This window comes from Citrobacter sp. Cpo074, assembly GCF_030332745.1.
Lineage (GTDB): Bacteria > Pseudomonadota > Gammaproteobacteria > Enterobacterales > Enterobacteriaceae > Citrobacter > Citrobacter portucalensis.
Map to the genome: position 1 here is coordinate 24,518 of NZ_JAOWHG010000024.1, position 23,890 is coordinate 48,407.

The 23,890-nt window shown below is 52.7% G+C and carries 19 protein-coding genes and 1 pseudogene; 11 read left to right on the forward strand and 9 right to left on the reverse strand.

All coding sequences use genetic code 11. From position 1 onward, the window contains the following. Positions 1-2 precede the first annotated feature (2 nt). The 4 genes from OGX83_RS02430 to lysC all read right to left on the reverse strand — a co-directional run bounded on the left by OGX83_RS02430 (position 3) and on the right by lysC (position 5,075). Positions 3-842 carry a beta/alpha barrel domain-containing protein gene (locus OGX83_RS02430; protein ID WP_032942081.1) on the reverse strand — a complete coding sequence of 280 codons (840 nt, stop codon included), beginning with the start codon at positions 840-842 and terminating at the stop codon, positions 3-5. Positions 843-869: 27 nt separating this feature from the next. After that, positions 870-2,456, reverse strand: a complete 1,587-nt coding sequence (locus OGX83_RS02435; protein WP_057068619.1) for a hypothetical protein — start codon at positions 2,454-2,456, stop codon at positions 870-872. A gap of 243 nt (positions 2,457-2,699) precedes the next feature. Then, complete coding sequence (gene panS / locus OGX83_RS02440) at positions 2,700-3,638, reverse strand: ketopantoate/pantoate/pantothenate transporter PanS (protein ID WP_032942083.1); 939 nt, start codon at positions 3,636-3,638, stop codon at positions 2,700-2,702. Positions 3,639-3,725: 87 nt separating this feature from the next. Then, a complete protein-coding gene (lysC, locus tag OGX83_RS02445; protein WP_032942084.1) occupies positions 3,726-5,075 on the reverse strand; it encodes a lysine-sensitive aspartokinase 3 in 1,350 nt (449 codons plus the stop codon). A 314-nt stretch (positions 5,076-5,389) separates the two neighbouring features. On the opposite strand from lysC, the gene pgi reads away from it, so the two are divergent. From pgi to OGX83_RS02470, 5 genes are all read left to right on the forward strand, one after another. Further along, positions 5,390-7,039, forward strand: a complete 1,650-nt coding sequence (gene pgi / locus OGX83_RS02450; protein WP_003826559.1) for a glucose-6-phosphate isomerase — start codon at positions 5,390-5,392, stop codon at positions 7,037-7,039. Positions 7,040-7,430: 391 nt separating this feature from the next. Further along, a complete protein-coding gene (gene yjbE / locus OGX83_RS02455; protein ID WP_003826562.1) occupies positions 7,431-7,673 on the forward strand; it encodes an exopolysaccharide production protein YjbE in 243 nt (80 codons plus the stop codon). A 118-nt stretch (positions 7,674-7,791) separates the two neighbouring features. After that, complete coding sequence (locus OGX83_RS02460; RefSeq protein ID WP_020996091.1) at positions 7,792-8,430, forward strand: YjbF family lipoprotein; 639 nt, start codon at positions 7,792-7,794, stop codon at positions 8,428-8,430. Continuing rightward, positions 8,427-9,164, forward strand: a complete 738-nt coding sequence (locus OGX83_RS02465; RefSeq protein WP_048236357.1) for a capsule biosynthesis GfcC family protein — start codon at positions 8,427-8,429, stop codon at positions 9,162-9,164. Before OGX83_RS02460 ends, OGX83_RS02465 begins: the two co-directional genes overlap by 4 nt. Beyond that, positions 9,164-11,260, forward strand: coding sequence for a YjbH domain-containing protein (locus OGX83_RS02470; protein ID WP_286587280.1), 2,097 nt, complete (start codon positions 9,164-9,166; stop codon positions 11,258-11,260). Before OGX83_RS02465 ends, OGX83_RS02470 begins: the two co-directional genes overlap by 1 nt. Positions 11,261-11,357: 97 nt before the next feature. On the opposite strand, the gene OGX83_RS02475 is transcribed toward OGX83_RS02470, so the two are convergent. Next, positions 11,358-11,810 carry an acyltransferase gene (locus OGX83_RS02475; protein ID WP_008786912.1) on the reverse strand — a complete coding sequence of 151 codons (453 nt, stop codon included), beginning with the start codon at positions 11,808-11,810 and terminating at the stop codon, positions 11,358-11,360. Between the two features lie 138 nt (positions 11,811-11,948). Here OGX83_RS02475 and psiE point away from each other — a divergent pair, with 138 nt between their 5' ends. Then, positions 11,949-12,359 (forward strand): phosphate-starvation-inducible protein PsiE, encoded by a 411-nt coding sequence (gene psiE, locus OGX83_RS02480; RefSeq protein WP_003031674.1) that lies wholly within the window; start codon positions 11,949-11,951, stop codon positions 12,357-12,359. Between the two features lie 45 nt (positions 12,360-12,404). Here psiE and xylE read toward each other — a convergent pair whose 3' ends face one another. The 4 genes from xylE to malE form a co-directional block, all read right to left on the reverse strand. After that, positions 12,405-13,880 carry a D-xylose transporter XylE gene (xylE, locus tag OGX83_RS02485; protein WP_286587281.1) on the reverse strand — a complete coding sequence of 492 codons (1,476 nt, stop codon included), beginning with the start codon at positions 13,878-13,880 and terminating at the stop codon, positions 12,405-12,407. Between the two features lie 324 nt (positions 13,881-14,204). Further along, on the reverse strand, positions 14,205-15,095 hold the full coding sequence (gene malG / locus OGX83_RS02490) for a maltose ABC transporter permease MalG (RefSeq protein ID WP_003826575.1): 891 nt from the start codon (positions 15,093-15,095) through the stop codon (positions 14,205-14,207). A gap of 14 nt (positions 15,096-15,109) precedes the next feature. Continuing rightward, positions 15,110-16,654, reverse strand: a complete 1,545-nt coding sequence (gene malF, locus OGX83_RS02495) for a maltose ABC transporter permease MalF (protein WP_003826577.1) — start codon at positions 16,652-16,654, stop codon at positions 15,110-15,112. Positions 16,655-16,784: 130 nt separating this feature from the next. Then, positions 16,785-17,975 carry a maltose/maltodextrin ABC transporter substrate-binding protein MalE gene (gene malE / locus OGX83_RS02500; RefSeq protein ID WP_003031680.1) on the reverse strand — a complete coding sequence of 397 codons (1,191 nt, stop codon included), beginning with the start codon at positions 17,973-17,975 and terminating at the stop codon, positions 16,785-16,787. Positions 17,976-18,335: 360 nt separating this feature from the next. Here malE and malK point away from each other — a divergent pair, with 360 nt between their 5' ends. From malK to tssI, 5 genes and pseudogenes are all read left to right on the forward strand, one after another. Then, complete coding sequence (gene malK, locus OGX83_RS02505) at positions 18,336-19,445, forward strand: maltose/maltodextrin ABC transporter ATP-binding protein MalK (RefSeq protein ID WP_008786916.1); 1,110 nt, start codon at positions 18,336-18,338, stop codon at positions 19,443-19,445. Between the two features lie 91 nt (positions 19,446-19,536). Then, complete coding sequence (locus tag OGX83_RS02510; protein ID WP_133085647.1) at positions 19,537-20,877, forward strand: maltoporin; 1,341 nt, start codon at positions 19,537-19,539, stop codon at positions 20,875-20,877. Between the two features lie 113 nt (positions 20,878-20,990). Then, a complete protein-coding gene (malM, locus tag OGX83_RS02515; RefSeq protein ID WP_286587283.1) occupies positions 20,991-21,938 on the forward strand; it encodes a maltose operon protein MalM in 948 nt (315 codons plus the stop codon). A 177-nt stretch (positions 21,939-22,115) separates the two neighbouring features. Beyond that, positions 22,116-22,562, forward strand: a pseudogene (gene tnpA / locus OGX83_RS02520) (IS200/IS605 family transposase). A 201-nt stretch (positions 22,563-22,763) separates the two neighbouring features. Next, the coding region (tssI, locus tag OGX83_RS02525) for a type VI secretion system tip protein TssI/VgrG (protein ID WP_286587284.1) at positions 22,764-23,890 on the forward strand (1,127 nt) is incomplete at its 3' end.

Sequence of the window (23,890 nt, forward strand, 5' to 3'; positions counted from 1 at the left end):
TATCAATGCGCAATAAACGGTGTGACAGCCTCTTTGGCGGCGTTGCAGACCATATTGTCGATTGCCGTACCGACGACCAGAATATTGACCCCGGTATCCTTAAACGCTTTGGCATTGGCGAGGTTAATTCCGCCTTCCGCCAGCGTCGGCACGCTTACCGCGCCGACCAGTGCCCACAGGCGATCTTTAATGGCTTGCGGAATATCACCTGCGGCTACGCCTTCGTAGCTCATACCGGTCATTAAACCAATCATGTCGACGCCAATTTCCTGCATCCGTTTTGCTACGCTGGCGACCTCTTCCGGAGTGCGTGCAGGAATACCGAAGGTATGCAGGTCATCCGGGTGACCAATATAAGCATCAACGGTCAGGCCATACTGATGGGCGAGATTAACGATGTCCTGTAGATCGTCCCAGTCGGATTTATGAGTGTGTAAGCCATCGGCACCAGCACGAGCAATCTCCAGTATCTCTGTTTCCGTGAGCGGGACCGGTAACGTTTCGGTAAAGCCACCTGCGATACCGACGGTAATGAAGATATCGTCAGGAACCACATTACGTACGCCATGTACTGCTTCGGCCATCTGGCTGTTGGTGATTTCGTGGCGGATTTGTTCTGCCGCGTGCATGTTGCTTACCCCCTTATGCCCACGCGCCAGCGCCAGTGCGGGATGGTTCGGTTCGAGCAGCTTAACGCCCGCCTCACATACTGCTTTTGCCAGACGCGCATCGTCGCCGGTTATCCCTGTGCTGAGGATGGTTTGCCCGCCGTGCAGCGTGATGGCATCTTTCACTTTCTGTAACGCTTTAGCGCGTTTTTTATTCATATCGCCTTTAAACATGGTGTACCTCTGGTGTTGGTGCATTAATTAATGGGCTGACGCGGTAGATTCTTTCTGCGCGACAGCCTTAAAACGGTTGGCAATAATGGTGGAAATACAGGTCAGGCCCATGACGGTAACCATCACAATCGCCATTTGCAGCGCATTGCTGGATAAGAACGGAGAGGCAAATGCAGGGACATAAGCCACGCCTTTGACGTTAAAGAAACCCAGCATCATGCCGCCCAGACCGGCCCAAACGATCGCTGAACCAAAGACAATTTTGTTGGCAAACATGAACGGATAGGCCGATTCAACGAAGGTCCCAAAGCCGAGGTTGATAAGCAGGCCGGGCGTCGCGACGGCTGCTTCGCTTTTTTCTCGTGGTGCGATGACGTTAGCCAGGTTGATTCCTGCAGCAACCATCACCAGGCCTACCATATCGACAGCGCCGAGGAAGCTGACTCCGGATTTTTCCATTTCCAGGAGCACCAGCGGCAGAATGACTGCGTGATAGACTCCCCCCAGAATAGCTGGCCAGATAACCAACCCAGCCAGCAGGCCGGCAAGAATAGGGCTGAAGGCCAGCGTGCTTTCGATAGCCAGTTTGATGTAATTACCTGCTGACAGCGCCAGCGGACTCAGCAGATAGTGCATGATTAACCCAGCGGCCAGGCCTGAGATCCCACCCGCTACAATGTTGACGGTGGTCATCGGAAAGCGCCAATTCAGGCATAATTCGAACAGCCAACGAACGAAAATCCCGGCCATCAAACCACCGATGATCCCTCCAATCAGACCGCCTTCGACGGAAAGTACTCCGGCGACCACCCCGGCAACAATTGAGACTTCATCCAGTTCCGAAATCTGTTTTGCTGCGAGAACCGCCACTAAAACCGGTAGGCCCTTCAGTAGAATTTCAAAGATATCGTTGAGTTTTTCCAGGCCCGGAATGTGACTGAGTGCGAGCACGATTGCCATGGCAATAAAGCCCGGCAGCGCAGGGATCATTATGCTGCGAATATTGAAGCGCTTAAGCAGACTTTTTCCAGAACCGCCCTGTGAAGGAGAGGCACTGCCCAACTGTGGTTTGTATTTAACGCCCCAGTGCTTACACAGTGATGCGATGAAGGAGACTGCGCGGGTTCGGCTGGTGGTACCCGTCGTGCCCGAGGTTGCGACGACATTTGCCCCTTTTGCCGCCACTAGCGCCATTGAGGTTCCGCCGGTGCCAACAATCGGTGTTTTCATTTCAACAGCTGCGGCAAAGACAGCCTGGTTGGCCTTCACCGGATCGGCGCTCATCACGATGATCCCGTCGATCTCACCGTTACGGATCATTTCAGCAATCCTGCAATCGCTCTCAACTACCGAGTCGTTCACATCTGAAAGTTTGCCCTGAAATATCCTTTGTGGTTTTTGTTGGTTTTCTGTGGTTAGTGCAAATACCGACGCTGGCGTGTGAGCTTTGGCAACGTCCATTGAGGCTTCTGCCGCAATGAACTGCACAGCGGCAACTTCCACTCCTGCGGCTTCGCACTGCTGGTAAATTTCCTGGAGTAGCTTTTCTGGTTCAGCACCACCCAGGTTGTAGAGGTTGCCTCCACTGCTTCCAATAATCGCAATTTTTTTCATAGCGGCCTCGAAGATAGGGTAAGGGTTTATCTGTGTTGTAGTGAAATCATATTCCCAATTAAAACAAACTAAATCAACATTAGAAAAATGATTAAATTTGAATTAAAAACAGGTTTGTTTGTGTATTTTATTGAAAAATAACAATTAAATAATTATTTTGTTTTATGTTGATGTTTGTTGTTTTGTGATGGGGTTCAAATGCGGGTAGGGAGAAATGGAGGATGCCTCCTCCATTTATGAAGATTAGTGTTGTTTTACTGAGTGTGGTTTCTCTTCAATCGACTTACCGGACCAGTAGCCTGCCAACAGCGAACCGGAAAGGTTGTGCCAGACGGAGAATAACGCGCCAGGCAGGGCGGCAAGCGGGCCAAAGTAGATCTTGCCCAGCGCAGCGGCAAGTCCTGAATTCTGCATGCCCACTTCGATTGCCAACGTACGGCAGGTTGACTCGTCGAAACCAAACAATTTTCCGCCCCAGTAGCCGCTGAGCAGGCCAATGGTGTTATGTAGGATTACGGCGATAATCACCACAAAGCCGACGGATGCAATGTGCGAGGCAGAACCCGCCACGACGGCGCTGATGATTGCCAGAATGCACACCATTGAAAATGCGGGCAGATACGGTTCCACGACTTTTACGACGCGTGGGAACAGGTGGTGAATGACCAACCCCAACGCAATTGGAATGACCACGATCTGCAGGATACTCAGCAGCATACCCATCACATCCACCTGGATATGCGCGTCGACATACAGCCGTGTCAGCAGCGGTGTGGCGACAACGCCGACCAACGTTGAAACCGATGAAATAGTCACAGAGAGCGCCACATCGCCTTTTGCCAGATAGATCATTACGTTTGATGCTGTTCCGCTGGCGACGCTACCGACCAGCACCATCCCTGCGGACAATTCCGGCGGCATATTAAATGCCAGCGCTAAAATCCATGCGGCGAGCGGCATCACCAGATAGTGCAGGAAAATACCCGCCGCGACTGGTGCAGGACGTGAGAGTACGCGTTTAAAGTCGTCTACCTTCAGGTGAACGCCCATACCGAACATGATCAGCATCAGTAACGACGGCACGAATGGCCCGACAGGCGTAAAGGTGGTGGGCGTGTAATACGCAACAACAGAGAGCAGCAGTGCCCATAACGGGAACAGCCGCGTGAGAGTAGCGAGCATGTTATATTCCTTGCGATTGAAATGTGTTGTTATAAAAAAGCCGGGTTCGAGCCCGGCTATAGTTATTGTTTATTGCGTGATGAAATTTTATTCAAACAAATTATGGTGCAGCTTCTGTACCACCTGTTCGGCTTCAGTACCGGGCACCAGGAAGCACAGGTTATGGCTGGACGCGCCGTAGCAAATCATGCGGATGTTGAATGGCTCCAGTACGCCGAACACCTCTTTACCCACGCCACAGGCTTTGGACAGGTCGTTGCCAATCAGTGCCACCAGCGCCAGGCCTTCTTCCACTTCAACCCGACACAGGGCAGACAGTTCCATCAGCAGAGACTGTGTTAACAGTGTATCGCCGGTGGAGGTCGAACCGGTGGTATCCAGCGTCAGCGCCACGCTGACTTCGGATGTGGTAATTAAATCGACCGAAATGTTATGGCGTGCGAGGATGCCGAACACTTCCGCCAAAAAGCCGCGAGAGTGCAGCATATTCAGGCTATGCAGCGTCAGCAGCGTTTGCTTACGACGCAGTGCCAGCGCCCGGAACAGCGGTGGATTCGCTGTTTTATTGCATACCAGCGTACCGCCTGCTTTTGGATCCTTACTGGAGCCAACAAACACCGGGATATCGCTACGTACGGCAGGTAACAACGTTGCCGGGTGTAGCACTTTCGCGCCAAAGGTCGCCATTTCTGCGGCCTCTTCAAAGGCGATTTCATCAATACGCTGCGCCGCCGGAACAACGCGCGGGTCTGTCGTGTAAATGCCAGGAACATCGGTCCAGATATCGACGCGCGTGGCGTGCAGCGCTTCGGCCAGCAGGGCAGCCGTATAATCGCTCCCGCCGCGCCCCAACGTGGTGGTGCGGCCTTTACCTTCACTGCCGATAAAGCCCTGAGTAATCACCAGACCTTCGCTCAGACGCGGGGCCAACTGGAGCGTTGCCAGTTCGGCCAGCGCCGCGACGTCAGGTTCTGCGCGGCCAAAACGATCGTTGGTGCGCATCACTTTACGTACGTCAAACCACTGCGCCTGCACGTTGCGTTCACGCAGGATCTCGACGAACAGCAGGGTAGACATCAGTTCGCCGTGGCTGACCAGTTCGTCGGTCAGCGCGGTTGAAGTCGCCAGTGACGCCGCTTCAGCCAGCGTGGTGATGTTTTCCAGCAGACGGTCGATCTCTTCACGGATCACGTTTGGATAACGCAGGCGTTCCAGAATATTGAACTGAATTTGACGAATGGCATCGAGTTTTTCGAAGCGCGCGGTTGGCTCCAGCCCTTCAGCCAGTGCGACCAGCAGGTTGGTGATTCCCGCAGAAGCGGAAAGTACCACTACACGGACGTTAGCATCAGAAAGTACTACATCAGCGCTGCGATTCATGGCATCAAAATCCGCCACGCTGGTACCGCCAAATTTGGAGACAACTACATCAGTCATAACTACCTCGTGTCAGGGAATGAATAGAGCGACCATGGCACATAAGGCAGAACAGAAACCGGTGCAGGCGCAAATGCAAATACCGTATTTATAAATAAAATGTGTAGCTTGCACTGTCAACGCTGGGATTATGCGGATTTTTCATGCTGCAACTGCGTTGAGTAACGGTACTAATAACAACGCTGATAACCGCTATACTTTTTAGCCACGTTTGGCGGATGCCCTGGCAATGGCATTAAAACAATCACACTTTTCTGTGACTGGCGTTACAATCGATCTCAGTCACAATTCTCAAAATCAGAAGAGTATTGCTAATGAAAAACATCAATCCAACGCAGACCTCAGCCTGGCAGGCACTACAAAAACACTTTGAAGAAATGAAAGACGTTACTATCGCGGATCTTTTCGCGAAAGATAGCGATCGTTTCACTAAGTTTTCCGCGACGTTTGACGATTTGATGCTGGTGGATTTCTCCAAAAACCGCATCACTGAAGAGACGCTGGCTAAACTGCAGGATCTGGCGAAAGAAACCGATTTGGCGGGTGCCATCAAGTCCATGTTCTCCGGTGAGAAAATCAACCGCACTGAAGACCGTGCCGTGCTGCACGTGGCGCTACGCAACCGTAGCAATACGCCTATCATCGTTGACGGCAAAGATGTCATGCCGGAAGTGAATGCTGTGCTGGAGAAGATGAAATCCTTCTCTGAAGCGATCATCTCCGGAAGCTGGAAAGGCTATACCGGTAAAGCCATCACTGATGTAGTAAACATCGGTATCGGCGGTTCTGACCTCGGCCCGTTCATGGTGACTGAAGCGCTGCGTCCTTACAAAAATCACCTGAACATGCACTTTGTGTCTAACGTCGATGGTACGCACATTGCTGAAGTGCTGAAGAAAGTGAACCCGGAAACCACGCTGTTCCTGGTCGCTTCCAAAACCTTCACCACCCAGGAAACCATGACCAACGCCCACAGCGCGCGAGACTGGTTCCTGGCGACCGCAGGCGACAACAAGCACGTTGCCAAACACTTCGCAGCGCTCTCCACTAACGGTAAAGCGGTTGGCGAGTTTGGTATTGATACTGCCAATATGTTCGAGTTCTGGGACTGGGTTGGCGGTCGTTACTCCCTGTGGTCTGCAATCGGTCTGTCCATCATCCTGTCCGTAGGCTTCGACAACTTTGTTGAGCTGCTCTCCGGCGCGCATGCGATGGACAAACACTTCTCCACCACTCCGGCTGAGAAAAACCTGCCGGTGCTGCTGGCGCTGATCGGTATCTGGTACAACAACTTCTTCGGTGCCGAAACCGAAGCGATTCTGCCGTATGACCAGTATATGCACCGTTTCGCGGCTTACTTCCAGCAGGGCAACATGGAATCCAACGGTAAATACGTTGACCGTAACGGCAATGCGGTGGATTACCAGACTGGCCCAATCATCTGGGGTGAGCCGGGTACTAACGGCCAGCATGCGTTCTACCAGCTGATCCACCAGGGCACCAAAATGGTTCCATGCGATTTCATCGCGCCGGCCATCACCCACAACCCGCTGTCGGATCACCATCCGAAACTGCTGTCTAACTTCTTCGCGCAAACCGAAGCGCTGGCATTCGGTAAATCTCGTGAAGTGGTTGAGCAGGAATACCGCGACCAGGGTAAAGATCCGGCAACGCTAGACCACGTTGTGCCGTTCAAAGTGTTCGAAGGTAACCGCCCAACGAACTCCATCCTGCTGCGCGAAATCACGCCGTTCAGCCTGGGTGCGCTGATTGCACTGTACGAACACAAAATCTTCACTCAGGGCGCTATCCTGAACATCTTCACCTTTGACCAGTGGGGCGTTGAGCTGGGCAAACAGCTGGCGAACCGCATTCTGCCAGAGCTGAAAGATGGTTCCGAAGTGAGCAGCCACGACAGTTCTACCAACGGTTTGATTAACCGTTATAAGTCCTGGCGTGCCTGATAGCACACACTTGTAGGCCGGATAAGGCGTTTAGCCGCATCCGGCATTAATGAAATAAAAAGCCGATATTAATATCGGCTTTTTTATAAGAATGCTCCAGGATATCTACGTTTTAACTTCATACCTTAATTGAGCTTAATCCTAAAATAATTTTATTAATGTTATTCAATTTCTGATGTTTTCGGATTTACCGGATATTGCATTTTAATTTTTATATTTTAATTTATTGATTTATTTGTCTTTGTTATATTTTCCAATCATTTTACATTTCGTTATCTAATTATCCTAAATTCCCGCTTGGCGTAATTTGCACACTTTGGCTTGTGTATACTCGATCTCGCCCGAAATTCTTTTGGGTAAATCTCCATTCATACAATGAAGGGAATTTGTGATGAAAAAAGTTCTGTATGGCCTGTGGGCTATATCTGCGCTTGCGGCGACTTCTGTCTATGCCGCCCCCGTTCAGGTGGGTGAGGCAGCAGGGTCGGCTGCCGCGTCGGTTTCGGCAGGAAGTTCCTCCGCAACCAGCGTGAGCACCGTAAGTTCTGCAGTGGGGGTCGCCCTGGCGGCGACCGGTGGCGGCGATGGTTCTAATACCGGAACCACAACCACCACAACCACCAGTACCCAGTAATAAAGGTACGTTTAATTCTAACCACACTTCGGTGTGGTTATTTTGAATTGCCAAAAGTATGTGGGATTTGTAGGCCGGATAAGCGTTGCGCCACCCGGCAATAATGCGGAGAAACGTCGTGAAGCGACCAGCGCTCATAATGGTTTGCCTGTTACTGCAGGCGTGCTCAGCCACCACCGAAGGGTTGGGGCATTCGCTGTGGGATAGCGTGTTTGGTACTCCCGGCGTACAGATGACGGACGATGAAATCCAAAATATGCCCTACGCCAGCCAGTATATGCAGCTAAACGGCGGTCCCCAATTGTTTGTGGTACTCGCATTTGCGGAAAACGGACAGCAGAAATGGGTGACTCAGGATCGGGCTATTCTCGTCACGCAGCATGGGCGCATTGTGAAAACGCATCTCGGCGGGGACAACCTAATTGAGGTGAATAATCTGGCGGAAGACCCACTCATCAAACCCAATCAGATAGTCGATGGCGCAACGTGGACCCGCACAATGGGCTGGACTGAACATCAGCAGGTACGCTATGCCACCGCGCGATCGGTTTTCAAATGGGATGGCGCAGACACCATCAAGGTCGGCAGCGATGACACCCCGGTACGGATCCTCGATGAAGAGATAACTACCGATCAAACGCGCTGGCATAACCGCTACTGGATCGACAGTGAAGGGCAGATTCGCCAGTCGGAACAGTATCTTGGCGCGCATTACTTCCCGGTGAAAACCACGCTGATTAAGGCGGCAAAATCATGATCAAACGAGTCGTTATGGCGCTGCTGTTGAACCTGAGCGCAGCGTCTGTTTTTGCTGCGGGCAGCGTTAAGGTCTTTACCTCCGCCAGCGAAGAGCCAAAAACGCTGACCGGGGCCGAACATCTGCTCGACCTGGTTGGACAGCCGCGGTTGAGCAATAGCTGGTGGCCAGGCGCGGTTATCAGCGAAGAGCGGGCAACGACGGAGGCGGAACGTCAGCAGCAGGCATTACTGGCTCGCCTGGCGACGCTGGGCGCAGAAGAAAGCGGTGACGATGCTGCCGCTATCAACACATTACGCCAGCAGATTCAGGCGCTGAAGGTGACTGGCAGGCAGATGATTAATCTTGACCCGGATGTGGTGCGCGTCAGCGAGCGAGGGAACCCGCCGTTGCAGGGCAATTACACGCTGTGGGTCGGAGCGCAGCCAACGCATATCACGCTGTTTGGCCTGCTAAGCCATCCGGGTAAACAACCGTTTATGCCCGGGCGCGATGTTGCCAGTTATCTCGATGGGCAAAGTCGGCTCAGCGGCGCGGATCGTAGCTTCGCCTGGGTTATCTATCCTGACGGGCGCACGCAAAAAGTACCGGTCGCTTACTGGAACAAACGTCACGTTGAGCCGATGCCCGGCAGCATCATTTATGTCGGACTCTCTGATGCTGTCTGGAGCAGCACCCCGGATGAAATTAATGCCGACATTCTTCGCACCCTGACCCAGCGGATACCCGAATAATGAGAAAAACTTACCTGCTCAGCTTACTGGCGCTGGGCGTAAGCGTTGCCTGCCACGGTGAAACCTGGCCCGCGCCCATTGGACCTTCGCAGTCCGATTTTGGCGGCGTGGGGCTGCTGCAAACCCCAACCGCACGCATGGCGCGCGAGGGCGAAATGAGCCTCAATTACCGCGATAACGATCAGTACCGCTACTACTCTGCGTCGGTGCAGCTCTTCCCGTGGCTGGAAACCACGCTGCGTTATACCGATGTGCGTACCAAAAAATACAGTAGCGTGGAGTCGTTTTCTGGCGATCAGACTTACAAGGATAAAGCTTTTGATCTCAAACTACGGCTATGGGAAGAGAGCTACTGGATGCCGCAGGTGGCGGTTGGCGCGCGAGATATTGGCGGAACTGGCTTGTTCGATGCGGAGTATATTGTGGCGAATAAAGCCTGGGGGCCGTTTGATTTCTCGCTTGGCCTGGGCTGGGGATATCTCGGGACCAGCGGTAACGTCAGCAATCCGTTTTGCTCATACAGCGATAAATTCTGCTATCGCGATAACAGCTACAAGCAGGCCGGTTCTATTGACGGCAGCCAGATGTTCCACGGCCCGGCATCGCTGTTTGGCGGCGTCGAGTATCAGACACCCTGGCAGCCGTTGCGTCTGAAACTGGAGTATGAGGGAAACAATTACCAGCAGGATTTTGCGGGCAAGCTGGATCAGAAGAGCAAGTTTAACGTCGGCGCTATTTATCGCGTCACCGATTGGGCCGACGTTAACCTCAGCTATGAGCGCGGGAACACCTTTATGTTTGGGGTCACGCTGCGGACTAACTTCAACGATCTGCGGCCAAACTATAACGACAATGCCCGCCCGAAATATCAGCCACAGCCGCAGGATGCCATCCTGCAACATTCGGTGGTGGCGAATCAGCTAACGCTGCTGAAATATAACGCCGGACTGGCCGATCCTAAAATTCAGGTGCAGGGCGATACGCTGTATGTGACCGGTGAACAGGTGAAATACCGTGATTCGCGCGAAGGGATCGAACGTGCCAACCGGATCGTGATGAACGATCTTCCCGATGGGATCCGCACGATCCGTATTACGGAAAATCGTCTTAACTTGCCGCAGGTGACGACCGAAACGGAGATTTCCAGCCTCAAGCGTCATCTGGAAGGCGAACCGTTGGGCCATGAAACCCAGCTGGCGCAAAAACGCGTTGAGCCCGTGGTGCCGAAAACGACCGAGCAGGGCTGGTATATCGATAAGTCACGCTTCGATTTCCACATCGATCCGGTGCTTAACCAGTCGGTGGGCGGCCCGGAAAACTTCTATATGTATCAGTTGGGCGTGATGGGAACGGCAGATTGGTGGATTACCGATCACCTGCTGACCACCGGGAGTTTGTTCGCCAACCTCGCCAATAACTATGACAAATTTAACTACACCAACCCGCCGCAGGATTCGCATTTGCCACGAGTGCGTACCCATGTGCGCGAGTATGTGCAAAACGATGTCTACGTGAATAACCTGCAGGCCAACTACTTCCAGTCACTCGGAAACGGGTTCTACGGACAGGTTTACGGTGGCTATCTGGAAACCATGTACGGCGGAGCGGGGGCAGAAGTGCTGTATCGTCCGCTGGACAGCAACTGGGCGTTTGGTGTTGATGCCAACTACGTGAAACAGCGTGACTGGCGTAGCGCGCAGGACATGATGAAATTCACCGACTACAGCGTGAAGACCGGGCATTTGACGGCGTACTGGAATCCGTCATTCGCTCAGGATGTACTGGTGAAAGCCAGCGTGGGTCAGTATCTGGCGGGAGATAAGGGCGGAACGCTGGAAGTGGCGAAGCGCTTTGACAGTGGCGTTGTGGTAGGCGGCTATGCGACCATCACCGACGCCTCGCCGGATGAGTACGGAGAGGGTGATTTTACCAAAGGGGTGTACGTATCCGTGCCGCTGGATCTGTTCTCGTCAGGCCCGACCCGCAGCCGTGCGGCGATTGGCTGGACGCCGTTAACGCGTGATGGCGGCCAGCAGCTTGGACGTAAGTTTGGTCTGTACGACATGACCAGCGACAGAAGTGAGAACTTCCGGTAATCGAGCCGTTTGCCAGCCGGATGGCGCTACGCTTATCCGGCCTACAAACTGCCTGTACTGCAGGCCGGATAAGGCATTTGCGCCGTCAGCAGGCAAGTTACAGGCGACGCAATAATTTTGCCGGGTTTCCTGCATACACGCCTTTCTCGGTGATCGATTTGGTCACCACGCTCCCCGCACCGATGACCGCGCCATCGCAGATGGTGACCGCCAGAATGGTCGCTCCACTGCCGATTGAGACATCGTTGCCAATCGAAATTCTTCCCCAACTGTTGCGGTCGGCGTTGGGTTTTCCTTCGCGAAACATATCGTTGGCGAACATCACGCCATGACCGATAAAACAGCGGGCGCCCAGGGTGACATATTCGCAGATGAAGGTGTGCGACTGAATTTTGCTGTCTGCGCCAATTTGCGTATTACCCTGGATTTCAACAAATGGCCCGACAAAAACGTTGTCACCCAATGTGCAATTATAGAGATTTGCGGGTTCATAAATTACCACGTTCTCACCGCAGGTAACGTTGCGGACAGCGGATTGTCTTAGCTGCATACTTCATCCTGTGAAATGTGTCGTGACATTCATCATTCCCCGCTGACCTTTCTTGCACAAAACATAAACAAAAAATGTAGATCTCTGTCACATTTTTGCGTTATACATGAACCTCGCCACTGAGTAAGAGGTGCTGTTATGACGTCGCTATCTCGTCCGCGAGTGGAGTTTATCTCCACCATCTTACAGACCGTGTTGAATCTGGGACTGCTGAGTCTGGGCCTGATCCTGGTTGTATTCCTCGGGAAAGAAACGCTGCATCTGGCGGATGTGCTGTTCGCGCCGGAACAAACCAGCAAGTATGAGCTGGTGGAAGGGCTGGTGGTTTACTTCCTCTATTTTGAATTTATCGCGCTGATTGTGAAGTACTTTCAGTCGGGGTTTCACTTTCCGTTGCGCTATTTTGTTTATATCGGGATCACCGCGATTGTGCGGTTGATCATTGTCGATCATAAAGCACCGATGGATGTGCTGATCTATTCTGCGGCGATCCTGCTGCTGGTGATCACCTTGTGGCTGTGTAATTCAAAACGGCTGAAGCGAGAGTAAAAGACAACACGCCGCAATCGGGCTGCGGCGTGTTGCAGGTCAGGATTACTGCGCAGAGGCAGGCTGGGTTTTCTCTGCGGCGGGTTCCCACAGTTCTTCAAGTTCTTCCAGCGTTTTGCCTTTGGTTTCCGGTACAAACTTCCACATAAACAGCGCCGCCAGAATACCCATACAACCGTAAATCCAGTAGGAGAAACCGTTGTGGAAATGGGAAACCAGCCACGAATTTTTGTCCATCATCGGGAAGGTCCAGGAGACGAAATAGTTCGCCAGCCATTGTGCGGCCACCGCAATGGCGAGCGCTTTGCCGCGAATCGCATTGGGGAAGATTTCTGCCAGCAGCACCCAGCAAACCGGTCCCCAGGACATGGCGAATGCGGCGACGTAAAACAGCATCGACAGCAGTGCAACCAGCCCGGAAGCCTGGGTATAAAACGCGGTACCGAGGCTGAACATACCAATGGCCATGCCCAGAGCGCCAATAATCTGCAGCGGTTTGCGACCAAATTTATCCACCGTCATGATCGCCAGCACGGTAAAGCTCAGGTTGATCACGCCAACAATGATGGTCTGTAACAGCGCCACATCTGTGCTGGCTCCCAGCGTTTTAAACACCTCTGGGGCGTAGTAGAGCACGACGTTAATACCGACGAATTGCTGGAAGATAGACAGCATTACGCCGATGACGATAACGCCTGCGCCAAACATCAGCAGGCGACCACCGGTTTTACGACCATGTTCCAGAGACTGATTGATCTCCTGCATGGCCTGGGTAGCGAGGGTGCTGCCCATAATTTTGCGCAGAATACTTTCCGCCTGCTCGTGTCTGCCACGCGCCATCAGCCAGCGCGGGCTTTCTGGTACGGTGTACAGCAGCAGTAAAAACAGTAGTGCGGGAATACTTTCGGACGCAAACATATAGCGCCAGCCATCGGTATTCAACCAGTTAGCGTCGCCAGAACGGGCGATAAAATAGTTAACGCAATACACCAATAGTTGACCAAAAATAATGGCGAATTGGTTAAATGACACCAGTTTTCCACGAATATGTGCGGGTGCCAGTTCAGCAATATACATTGGTGAGAGCATTGAGGCTAAACCTACGCCAATACCACCAATGATACGATAAATAACAAATTCGGGAACGTATCCGGCCAAATAAACAGGTACGGAATTATCAGGATTAATCGTCGTAAAGCCTAATTCCGGCCAGGCAGAACCAATACCGGAAATAAAGAACAGCAGAGCCGCTATTTTCAGCGAGTCCCGGCGGCCAAACCGGTTACTGCAATAGCCGCCCAGTGCACCGCCGATGATGCAGCCTATCAACGCACTGGCGACGCAAAAGCCCAACAGCGAGTTGGCGGCGGATTCACTTAAATGTTGTGGTGCGACAAACACGGTATTCAGGGATTCTACCGTTCCGGATATGACCGCAGTGTCGTAGCCGAATAATAGCCCTCCTAACGTTGCCACTAATGTAATCGAAAAAATATAACTGGAATTATATTGAGAGTTCATTCAGACCTGCCTTAGAGGATACAGCTCTTTTGATCAGTGCCGTGATGTTGAATTTAACAGGCAGGGAAGACAATTATCATTTTTTACATTGCAATTACGTTTTGTCTTTTCTGTGATCTTAATTCTGTTTGATTTATCTATATTCAGACAGGAAATAGAATTGCAGTGATGGAGAGCACGAAAGGAAATAATCGTAACAGTGATGCAAAATAACATAAAAAAAGGGCGCTCCGTAGAGCGCCGAATAACAGTCACAGGTTGGGATAACATAAGTTGAGGGTTGCAGTGGCATTGCCCGTTGCCGGGCAGGTACTTCGGTAAAACTTAACCTTTCACACCACCCGCGGTCAGACCGTTGACTAGCCAGCGCTGTGCCAGCAAGAACACCAGAGTGATCGGAATGGCTGAAAGTACAGCCGCGGCGGCAAAGTCGCCCCACAAATAGTTCTGTGGGTTGAGGTACTGCTGCATACCTACCGCAAGGGTATAGCTGTTCACATCACGCAGCAGCAGTGACGCGACCGGTACTTCGGTTATAGCGGCAATGAAAGACAGAATAAACACGACCGCCAGAATCGGAACGGAAAGCGGCAGTAGCACCAGGCGGAATGCCTGCCACGGTGTAGCGCCATCCAGCGCGGCCGCTTCTTCCAGTGAGCCGTCGATAGTTTCGAAATAGCCCTTAATCGTCCACACGTGCAGCGCGATACCGCCAAGATAGGCGAAGATCACGCCGCCGTGCGTGTTCAGGCCGATAAACGGAATGTACTGGCCCAGGCGATCAAACAAAGCATACAACGCGACCAGAGACAGCACCGCCGGGAACATCTGGAAAATCAGCATCCCTTTCAGCAGGGTTGCTTTGCCCGGGAAACGCATACGAGCAAAGGCGTAAGCACAGGTAGTGGAAAGCGTCACGATACCGATCGCGGTAATGCTGGCCACTTTCACCGAGTTCCACAGCCATAACAGTACCGGGAACGGCGGTGGCGTCACGCGGCCATCCGCGTGTTCAACGCTAAAGCCCAGCGCCAGTTTCCAGTGTTCCCAGGAGATGTTTTCCGGGATCAGGCTGCCGGTGGCAAAGTTACCTTCGCGCAGCGAGATAGCGATAACCATCAGCAGCGGGAACATGATCGCCGCGATAAAAATCAGCAGCCCTAAGTGCGTTGCGAATAAACGTAACTTTTGTGATTTCGGTTGGACCATAGCCATTGTCGTTATCTCCCTTAATCAAACTTCATACGTGTGGCTTTCAGGTTCACAATCGCCAGCGCACCAACCAGCAGGAAGATCAGCGTGGCAATCGCCGCCGCCAGACCGAAGTCCTGACCACCGCCGCCTTCAAAGGCGATACGGTAGGTGTAGCTTACGAGCAGGTCGGTATAACCGGCTGGTGTGGTGGTACCAAGACGGTCCGGACCACCGTTGGTCAACAGCTGAATCAGCACGAAGTTGTTAAAGTTAAAGGCGAAGCTGGCGATCATCAGCGGCGTCAGCGGCTTAATCAACAGCGGTAGCGTTATCTTAAAGAAGTTCTGGAACGGACCTGCGCCATCCATCGCCGAGGCTTCATACAGGTCGTCAGGAATCGCTTTCAGCAGACCCATGCACAGGATCATCATGTATGGATAACCGAGCCAGGTGTTGACGATAATAATCATCGAACGCGCGGTGGTTGGGTCGCTGAACCAGGCCGGTTTGATGCCAAACAGCGCGCTCAGCATCATGTTGATTTCACCAAAGCTCTGGTTGAATAAGCCCTTGAAAATCAGAATCGAGATAAACGACGGTACGGCATACGGAAGAATCAGCAGGACGCGGTAAATCGCTTTGCCTTTGAGAGACTCCCACTGTACGAGACAGGCCAGCACCATGCCCACGGCAACGGTCAAAATAACGGTCAGTACCGAGAAGACCACCGTCCAGACGAAGATGGCGAAGAACGGTTTCTGGATGCCCTCGTCGGTAAATACGCGGGTGAAGTTATCCCAGCCGATGGCAACGGTGTAGCCCGGGCTGAGTTTTTCGCTACCCCAGCTACCGTCAGCGTTAATCGCCTGATAATAACCAATATCGTTGTTGGCGCGGTATTTTACGCCGCTCTGGCTGTTGGTGAGCGTACCGTCTTCAGCGAGCGTATAGAGTGGCTGCGTGCCGGAAAACTGGCGCAGCGAACTCATGGTAACTTTGCTTTCATCCGGCAGGATGGCGGTCAATTGGGTAAGCGCCTGGCGATTCTGCGTGATGATACGCAGCGTTGCACGTTCGCCTGCCGGCAGCGCCTCGGCTTCTTTCAGTTGCAGTTTCTGCTCGCCGCCAAATTTAAAGGCGTCAGAAAGGTAATTCTTGCCGGTTTCACCGTCGGTGAGGGCCAGTTGCCACTCATCACCCGCCGGATACAGGCCAAAATTGTAGGTTTTACCCGCCTGATAAGAACGATCCATCAGGACTTCCTGAGCACGTTCAAATGTCAGCTGGTTGGTACTGCTGTAGTTGGTAAAGGCAATGGCGATCGTACAAATCAGTGGAAACAGGACAAACAGCCCCATACCGGCAACGCCCGGGTAAACATAGCGCCAGGCATAGGCTTTACGGTTAGCGAAAATATACAGGCCAGCAGAGCTTAAAATCAGCGTCATGATGGCAAACAGGTACTCCCCCTGAGCGTACATCAAAACAACAAGGTAACCGACCAGCAGCCCAAGCAGACCCATCACTGACCATTTCAGCGTGTCGCTTTGCCACCAGTGTTTCTTTTTAATGACATCCATGGGGTTCAATCCTCAACAACAATGAAAACCTGTTGGTCAGCGTGCCTGATGGCGCTGCGCTTATCAGGCCTACAGGGTATGTAGGTCGGATAAGGCATTTATGCCGCCATCCGGCACGTTCACAACTGCATTACTTGGTGATACGACCCTGCGCGTCTTTCAGTGCGGCATCGACGGTCTGACGGCCGCTGGCTGCGTTGATCACTGCGGTACGAACGGCATACCAGAATGCGGACATCTGTGGGATGTTCGGCATGATTTCGCCTTTCTGGGCGTTATCCATGGTGGCGGCGATACGTGGGTCTTTCGCTAACTGATCCTGGAAGGATTTCAGCGCAACGGCACCCAGCGGTTTGTCCTTGTTCACTTCATCCAGACCCTGATCGGTCAGCAGGTAGTTTTCGAGGAACTCTTTCGCCAGTTCTTTGTTCGGGCTTGCGGCGTTGATACCGGCGCTCAGAACGCCAACAAACGGTTTAGACGCTTTGCCTTTGAAGGTTGGCAGCAGCGTGACGCCGTAGTTGATTTTGCTCTTATCGATGTTGGACCACGCCCACGGACCGTTGATGGTCATCGCGGTATCGCCTTTGTTAAAGGCCGCTTCGGCGATGGAGTAATCGGTATCCGCGTTCATGTGTTTGTTCTTGATCAGATCAACCAGGAAGGTCAGACCCGCTTTCGCGCCAGCGTTATCCACGCCAACATCTTTCACATCGTACTTACCGTTCTCAAACTTGAACGCGTAACCGCCGTCGGCGGCAATCAGCGGCCAGGTGAAGTACGGTTCTTGCAGGTTGAACATCAGCGCGGATTTACCTTTCGCCTTCAGCTCTTTATCCAGTGCAGGAATTTCTTCCCAGGTTTTCGGTGGATTTGGAACGAGGTCTTTGTTGTAAATCAGCGACAGCGCTTCAACCGCGATCGGGTAGGCAATCAGTTTGCCGTTATAGCGTACGGCATCCCAGGTGAACGGATAGAGCTTGTCCTGGAACGCTTTGTCAGGCGTGATTTCAGCCAGCAGGCCAGACTGAGCGTAGCCGCCAAAACGGTCATGTGCCCAGAAGATGATGTCCGGGCCGTCGCCGGTCGCGGCAACCTGCGGGAATTTCTCTTCCAGTTTGTCAGGGTGCTCAATAGTGACTTTGATCCCGGTGTCTTTCTCGAATTTTTTGCCCACTTCAGCGAGGCCGTTATAGCCTTTGTCGCCGTTAATCCAGATAACCAGCTTACCTTCTTCAATCTTGGCGAGAGCCGAGGCGGAAAACATCATCGTCGTTAATGCAGACAATGCGAGGATGCGTGCGCCAGTTTTGATTTTCATAGTTCCCATCCTGTTTGGTGATTTTGCAGAGGTGGCTTAACGGTTACTAGTTTCTTTATACGACAACCTCTTTCCATCCTCCTTACCCCTACGCCCCACCCGCTCTTTATGTGATCTGTGTTACATAAATGTGAGTATTGCGTACTGGCGCACATAAAAACCCACCGATTTTTGCAGGCTGCATCACGAAATTCCTCTGAGGCTGGTGGCTCGGGTCTCAGACGCTGCTCTCTCATCCTCCCGCCTCCTCCCCCATAAAAAAGCCGGGGGGTGGAGGATTCACGCAGTCAAGGGATCGCGCATAGTCAGCCCATCATGAATGTTGCTGTCGATGACAGGTTGTAACGAAGGGAGAAGGGCATGGCGAGCGTACAGCTACGAAATGTAACGAAAGCCTGGGGTGACGTGGTGGTATCGAAAGATATCAATCTCGACATTCACGAAGGGGAATTCGTGGTGTTTGTCGGACCGTCAGGCTGCGGTAAGTCGACCTTGCTGCGTATGATCGCCGGACTTGAAACCATCACCAGTGGTGACCTGTTTATCGGGGAGACCCGGATGAACGACATTCCGCCCGCCGAACGCGGAGTGGGCATGGTCTTTCAGTCCTACGCGTTGTATCCCCATTTGTCTGTCGCGGAGAACATGTCGTTCGGCCTCAAACTGGCCGGAGCGAAAAAAGAGGTGATGAACCAGCGTGTGAATCAGGTTGCGGAAGTTCTGCAACTGGCACACCTGCTGGAGCGTAAACCGAAAGCGCTTTCCGGTGGACAACGTCAGCGTGTGGCGATTGGCCGTACGCTGGTCGCCGAACCGCGCGTATTCCTGCTGGACGAACCACTGTCGAACCTCGATGCCGCTCTGCGCGTGCAGATGCGTATTGAAATCTCCCGCCTGCATAAACGTCTTGGCCGCACGATGATTTACGTCACCCACGATCAGGTCGAAGCGATGACGCTGGCCGACAAAATTGTGGTGCTGGATGCCGGTCGCGTAGCGCAGGTTGGTAAGCCTCTGGAACTGTATCACTACCCGGCTGACCGCTTTGTGGCGGGCTTCATTGGTTCGCCAAAAATGAACTTCCTGCCGGTGAAAGTTACCGCAACGGCGATTGATCAGGTGCAGGTTGAATTACCAAACCGCCAGCAAGTCTGGCTCCCGGTAGACAGCCATGCGGTACAGGTTGGCGCCAACATGTCTTTAGGTATCCGCCCGGAACATCTGCTGCCCAGCGATATCGCCGATGTCACCCTCGAAGGTGAAGTGCAGGTGGTCGAGCAGCTTGGTCACGAAACACAAATTCATATCCAGATCCCCGCCATCCGTCAAAACCTGGTTTACCGCCAGAACGACGTGGTGTTGGTAGAAGAGGGTGCCACATTCGCTATCGGCCTGCCGCCAGAGCGTTGCCATCTGTTCCGTGAGGATGGCACTGCATGTCGTCGGTTGCACCAAGAGCCGGGCGTTTAAGGTCCCCATAAAAAAACGAAACGCAAAACCATTCGCAGTTTTAGAAGGTGGCAGCGTTTAAAGAAAAGCAATGATCTCAGGAGATAGAACGATGATTACTCTGCGCAAACTCCCTCTGGCGGTTGCTGTAGCAGCAGGCATTATGTCTGTTCAGGCAATGGCTGTGGATTTCCATGGTTATGCTCGTTCCGGCATTGGCTGGACAGGTAGCGGCGGCGAACAACAATGTTTCCAGGCAACAGGTGCACAAAGTAAATACCGTCTCGGTAACGAATGTGAAACCTACGCTGAAATTAAATTAGGCCAGGAAGTGTGGAAAGAAGGTGATAAGAGCTTCTACTTCGACACCAACGTCGCCTACTCCGTTGCACAGCAAAATGACTGGGAAGGGACTGACCCGGCCTTCCGTGAAGCCAACGTGCAGGGTAAAAACCTGATTGAATGGCTGCCAGGCTCCACTATCTGGGCCGGTAAACGTTTCTATCAGCGTCATGACGTCCACATGATCGACTTCTACTACTGGGATATTTCAGGTCCTGGTGCGGGTCTGGAAAACATCGATGTAGGCTTCGGTAAACTGTCTCTGGCTGCAACCCGTTCTTCTGAAGCGGGCGGTTCTTCCTCCTTCGCCAGCAACAGCATTTATGATTACACCACCCGTACCGCGAACGACGTGTTTGACGTTCGTTTAGCGCAGATGGAAATTAACCCAGGCGGTACGCTGGAACTGGGCGTTGACTACGGTCGTGCAAACCCGCGCGATGATTATCGCCTGGTTGACGGCGCATCTAAAGATGGCTGGATGTTCACCGCTGAACACACCCAAAGCATGCTGAAAGGCTACAACAAGTTTGTGGTTCAGTACGCTACCGACTCCATGACCTCTCAGGGTAAAGGTTTGTCCCAGGGCTCTGGCGTGGGCATTGATAGCAACTCCAACTTTGCTTACGACATTAACAACAACGGCAGCCTGCTGCGTATCCTCGACCACGGCGCGATCTCTCTGGGCGATCGTTGGGACCTGATGTACGTCGGTATGTACCAGGATATCGACTGGGATAACAACAACGGCACTAAGTGGTGGACCGTGGGCGTTCGTCCAATGTTCAAATGGACGCCAATCATGAGCACCTTGTTGGAAGTGGGCTACGACAACGTCAAATCCCAGGAAACTGGCGATACCAACAACCAGTATAAAATTACTCTGGCACAACAGTGGCAGGCTGGCGACAGCATCTGGTCTCGTCCGGCTATCCGCGTCTTCGCAACCTATGCTAAGTGGGATGAGAAGTGGGGCTACGACTACAACGGTAACCCATCTAATAACGCGAACTTCGGTAAAGCAGTTAAAGACGGCTTTAACGGCGGCTCCTTTGGCCGTGGCGACAGCGATGAATGGACCTTCGGTGCCCAGATGGAAATCTGGTGGTAATCCAGCACTAACCTGACGTAAAGACCGAAAGAGGGGCGCAAGCCCCTCTTGATTACGGTTTAGCGCGCTATTGCCTGGCCACCGCTGAACCCATGCTATCTGAGGTGATAACAATGAAAATGAAGAAAAGTCTCGTTGCCCTTTGTTTATCTGCAGGGTTATTTGCCAGCGCGCCTGGCATCAGCCTGGCCGATGTAAATATTGTTCCGCAGAACACCACCGCGGCCCCAACAATCCCCACTGCTGCGCTGCAACAGTTAACCTGGACGCCGGTTGATCAATCTAAAACTCAGTCCACACAGCTTGCCAATGCAGGTCAGCGTTTAGATGTTGCTGGTATTACTGGCCCGGTCGCAGCCTATAGCGTACCGGCGAATATTGGCGAACTGACCCTGACGCTGTCCAGTGAAGTCAACAAACAAACCAGCGTATTTGCGCCAAACGTCTTAATTCTTGACCAAAACATGACGCCATCTGCGTTCTTCCCCAGCAGCTATTTCACCTACCAGGAGCCCGGCGTGATGAGTGCCGATCGTCTGGAAGGCGTAATGCGTCTGACGCCAGCGCTGGGCCAGCAAAAACTGTATGTTCTGGTCTTTACCACAGATAAAGATCTCCAGCAGACCACGACCCTGCTCGACCCGGCAAAAGCCTATGCCAAGGGGGTGGGTAATTCCGTGCCGGATATTCCTGACCCGATTGCCCGCCATACCACCGATGGCCTGGTGAAACTGCAAGTGAAAACCAACAGTACATCCAGCGTACTGGTCGGGCCGCTGTTTGGTTCTTCCGGTCCTGGCCCTGTTACGGTTGGTAATACCGCCGCGCCTGCAGTGGCCGTTGCTGCTCCGGCGGCAGCCGTTGCTGCTCCGGCACCACAACCCGTGAAGAAAAGCGAGCCAATGCTGAACGACACGGAAAGCTATTTTAATCAGGCGATTAAGGATGCCGTGGCGAAAGGCGATGTTGATAAAGCGCTGAAGCTGCTTGATGAAGCGGAACGTCTGGGATCCAAATCTGCCCGATCCACCTTTATCAGCAGTGTAAAAGGCAAGGGGTAAACATCTCCCCACATTGTTGATTTTGCAACAACTGGTGCGTCTCCTGGCGCACCTTTTTTTATCAATTCTAAACCACCTCCTATGGAGGTGGTGATCGTTCATCTGGGGCTTTGCCCGTAGAATGCCCATGCTAAATACTGCCCCGGTTTGTTACCAGCAAATCAAGGAGTAAATAGCATGAGCAGATATGAATCCGCTTCCCACGTCTTCTATCGCTGTCAGTATCATCTCGTATGGACCCCGAAGTACAGATACAAAATCCTCAAGGGCAACCTTGGTAAAGAGCTTTACCGTAGTATTTACATCTACTGCAGTATGAAGAAATGCACGGTAGTAGAACTAAACGTGCAAATAGATCATATACATCTGGTTGTCAGAACCCCACCGAGTTTAAGTGTTTCCGAGTTAATGGGATTTGTGAAGGGGCGAACGGCCATCAGGCTGTTCGCGAAGTTTCCTTATCTCAGGAAGCACAAGCTTTGGGGTAATCACTTTTGACAAAGAGGATATTTTGTGGATTCAGTAGGGGCAAACGAAGAAATAATCCGACGATATGTGCGGTACCAGGACAAGGTAGCTAAAGAGGAAGAAGAAAGACAAATACAGCTGGGGCTGGAAGGGTAGTATTTAAGCCCCCTTTTAGGTGGCTTTTTACATCTGTAATAATTTGGCATATGTATATAATTTGATAATTTTTTTACTCTGCAATAGCATGTAATCTGAACGTTTTCTGAATTTGTGCTTATTTTATCCAAAATGCTTTTCCCTGCATTATTCGGGACGTATGGTTTTCTGCAAACGTATCAATACGTCACGGAGAAAATCATGTCACAGCAGGGCCTGCGTTTTACGCTGGATGTTGACGGATTAACGCCGACGGCAACCGCTGTCGTCAGCTTTACCCTCTACCAGAATATCTCCACGCCCTTTTTGCTCACTGTCGATATTGCCAGCGACTGGTCCGGCCTCACCGCCGTCAGTTTCCTCGAGAAAAACGCCACGCTGACCATCTGGCAGGGTAACACCCCACAGCGCTATCTCCATGGCATCATCACCGGGATGGAAACCGGGGAAAACAACGGCTGGCAGATGAACTACAGCCTGACTATTTCGCCTCCGCTCTGGCGCTGTGGCCTGCGACAGAACTTCCGTATCTTTCAGCAGCAGGATATCCTGGCCATTTCCACCACCCTGCTGACTGAAAACGGCGTCACCGACTGGGTGCCCTCCTTTTATGAATCCCACCCGGCGCGGGAGTTCTGCGTTCAGTACGGTGAAACCGACCTCGGCTTTCTCATCCGACTGTGGGCTGAAGAGGGCATTTTCTTCTTTGACTGGTTCCACCCGACCAGCCCCGACCAGAAACTGGTGCTCTGTGATGACGTGGCCGGGGTCTCCACGCTGGGTGAGATGTCCTTTAACCCGAATACCCGCGAAGTCGCCACGGAATGCATCAGCGAGTTTCGTTACCGGGCGCAGGTACGCCCTTCCTCGGTGGAAAACCAGGATTACACCTTCAAAGCTCCTGGCTGGCCGGCTTACTTCAGCCATCACGCCCCGAACCTGAACGGTCAGCGCACCCAGTATGAAATCTTCGACTGGCCGGGACGCTTCAAGGACGAGCAGCACGGTCAGGACTTTGCCCGCTACCAGGCAGAAGGCCACCGGCAGGATGCTGAAACCGCTGCCTGCGAGAGTAACTCCCCGAAACTGTGGCCCGGAAAACGTTTCACCCTCACCGGCCACCCTTCATTAACGCTGAACCGGGAGTGGCAGGTCACCGGCAGTGTGCTGAAAGGAAAGCAGCCACAGGCGCAGCATGGCCACCAGGGTGAAGGCACCAAGCTCAGTAACAGCCTGGACGTCATCCCGGCTGACCGGACTTGGCGAGCTTCCCCCCTGCCCAAACCCGCCGTTGACGGCCCACAGAGTGCCATTGTCACCGGCCCGGC

Excerpts from the sequence above, each read along its gene's own strand:
- panS (WP_032942083.1), bottom strand. The coding sequence starts at position 3,638 with ATGCTCGCTACTCTCACGCGGCTGTTCCCGTTATGGGCACTGCTGCTC.
- malM (WP_286587283.1), top strand. The coding sequence starts at position 20,991 with ATGAAAATGAAGAAAAGTCTCGTTGCCCTTTGTTTATCTGCAGGGTTA.
- malE (WP_003031680.1), bottom strand. The coding sequence starts at position 17,975 with ATGAAAATCAAAACTGGCGCACGCATCCTCGCATTGTCTGCATTAACG.
- OGX83_RS02475 (WP_008786912.1), bottom strand. The coding sequence starts at position 11,810 with ATGCAGCTAAGACAATCCGCTGTCCGCAACGTTACCTGCGGTGAGAAC.
- OGX83_RS02430 (WP_032942081.1), bottom strand. The coding sequence starts at position 842 with ATGTTTAAAGGCGATATGAATAAAAAACGCGCTAAAGCGTTACAGAAA.
- OGX83_RS02510 (WP_133085647.1), top strand. The coding sequence starts at position 19,537 with ATGATTACTCTGCGCAAACTCCCTCTGGCGGTTGCTGTAGCAGCAGGC.
- malK (WP_008786916.1), top strand. The coding sequence starts at position 18,336 with ATGGCGAGCGTACAGCTACGAAATGTAACGAAAGCCTGGGGTGACGTG.
- OGX83_RS02470 (WP_286587280.1), top strand. The coding sequence starts at position 9,164 with ATGAGAAAAACTTACCTGCTCAGCTTACTGGCGCTGGGCGTAAGCGTT.
- OGX83_RS02465 (WP_048236357.1), top strand. The coding sequence starts at position 8,427 with ATGATCAAACGAGTCGTTATGGCGCTGCTGTTGAACCTGAGCGCAGCG.
- malF (WP_003826577.1), bottom strand. The coding sequence starts at position 16,654 with ATGGATGTCATTAAAAAGAAACACTGGTGGCAAAGCGACACGCTGAAA.
- xylE (WP_286587281.1), bottom strand. The coding sequence starts at position 13,880 with ATGAACTCTCAATATAATTCCAGTTATATTTTTTCGATTACATTAGTG.
- pgi (WP_003826559.1), top strand. The coding sequence starts at position 5,390 with ATGAAAAACATCAATCCAACGCAGACCTCAGCCTGGCAGGCACTACAA.
- malG (WP_003826575.1), bottom strand. The coding sequence starts at position 15,095 with ATGGCTATGGTCCAACCGAAATCACAAAAGTTACGTTTATTCGCAACG.
- yjbE (WP_003826562.1), top strand. The coding sequence starts at position 7,431 with ATGAAAAAAGTTCTGTATGGCCTGTGGGCTATATCTGCGCTTGCGGCG.
- OGX83_RS02435 (WP_057068619.1), bottom strand. The coding sequence starts at position 2,456 with ATGAAAAAAATTGCGATTATTGGAAGCAGTGGAGGCAACCTCTACAAC.
- psiE (WP_003031674.1), top strand. The coding sequence starts at position 11,949 with ATGACGTCGCTATCTCGTCCGCGAGTGGAGTTTATCTCCACCATCTTA.
- lysC (WP_032942084.1), bottom strand. The coding sequence starts at position 5,075 with ATGACTGATGTAGTTGTCTCCAAATTTGGCGGTACCAGCGTGGCGGAT.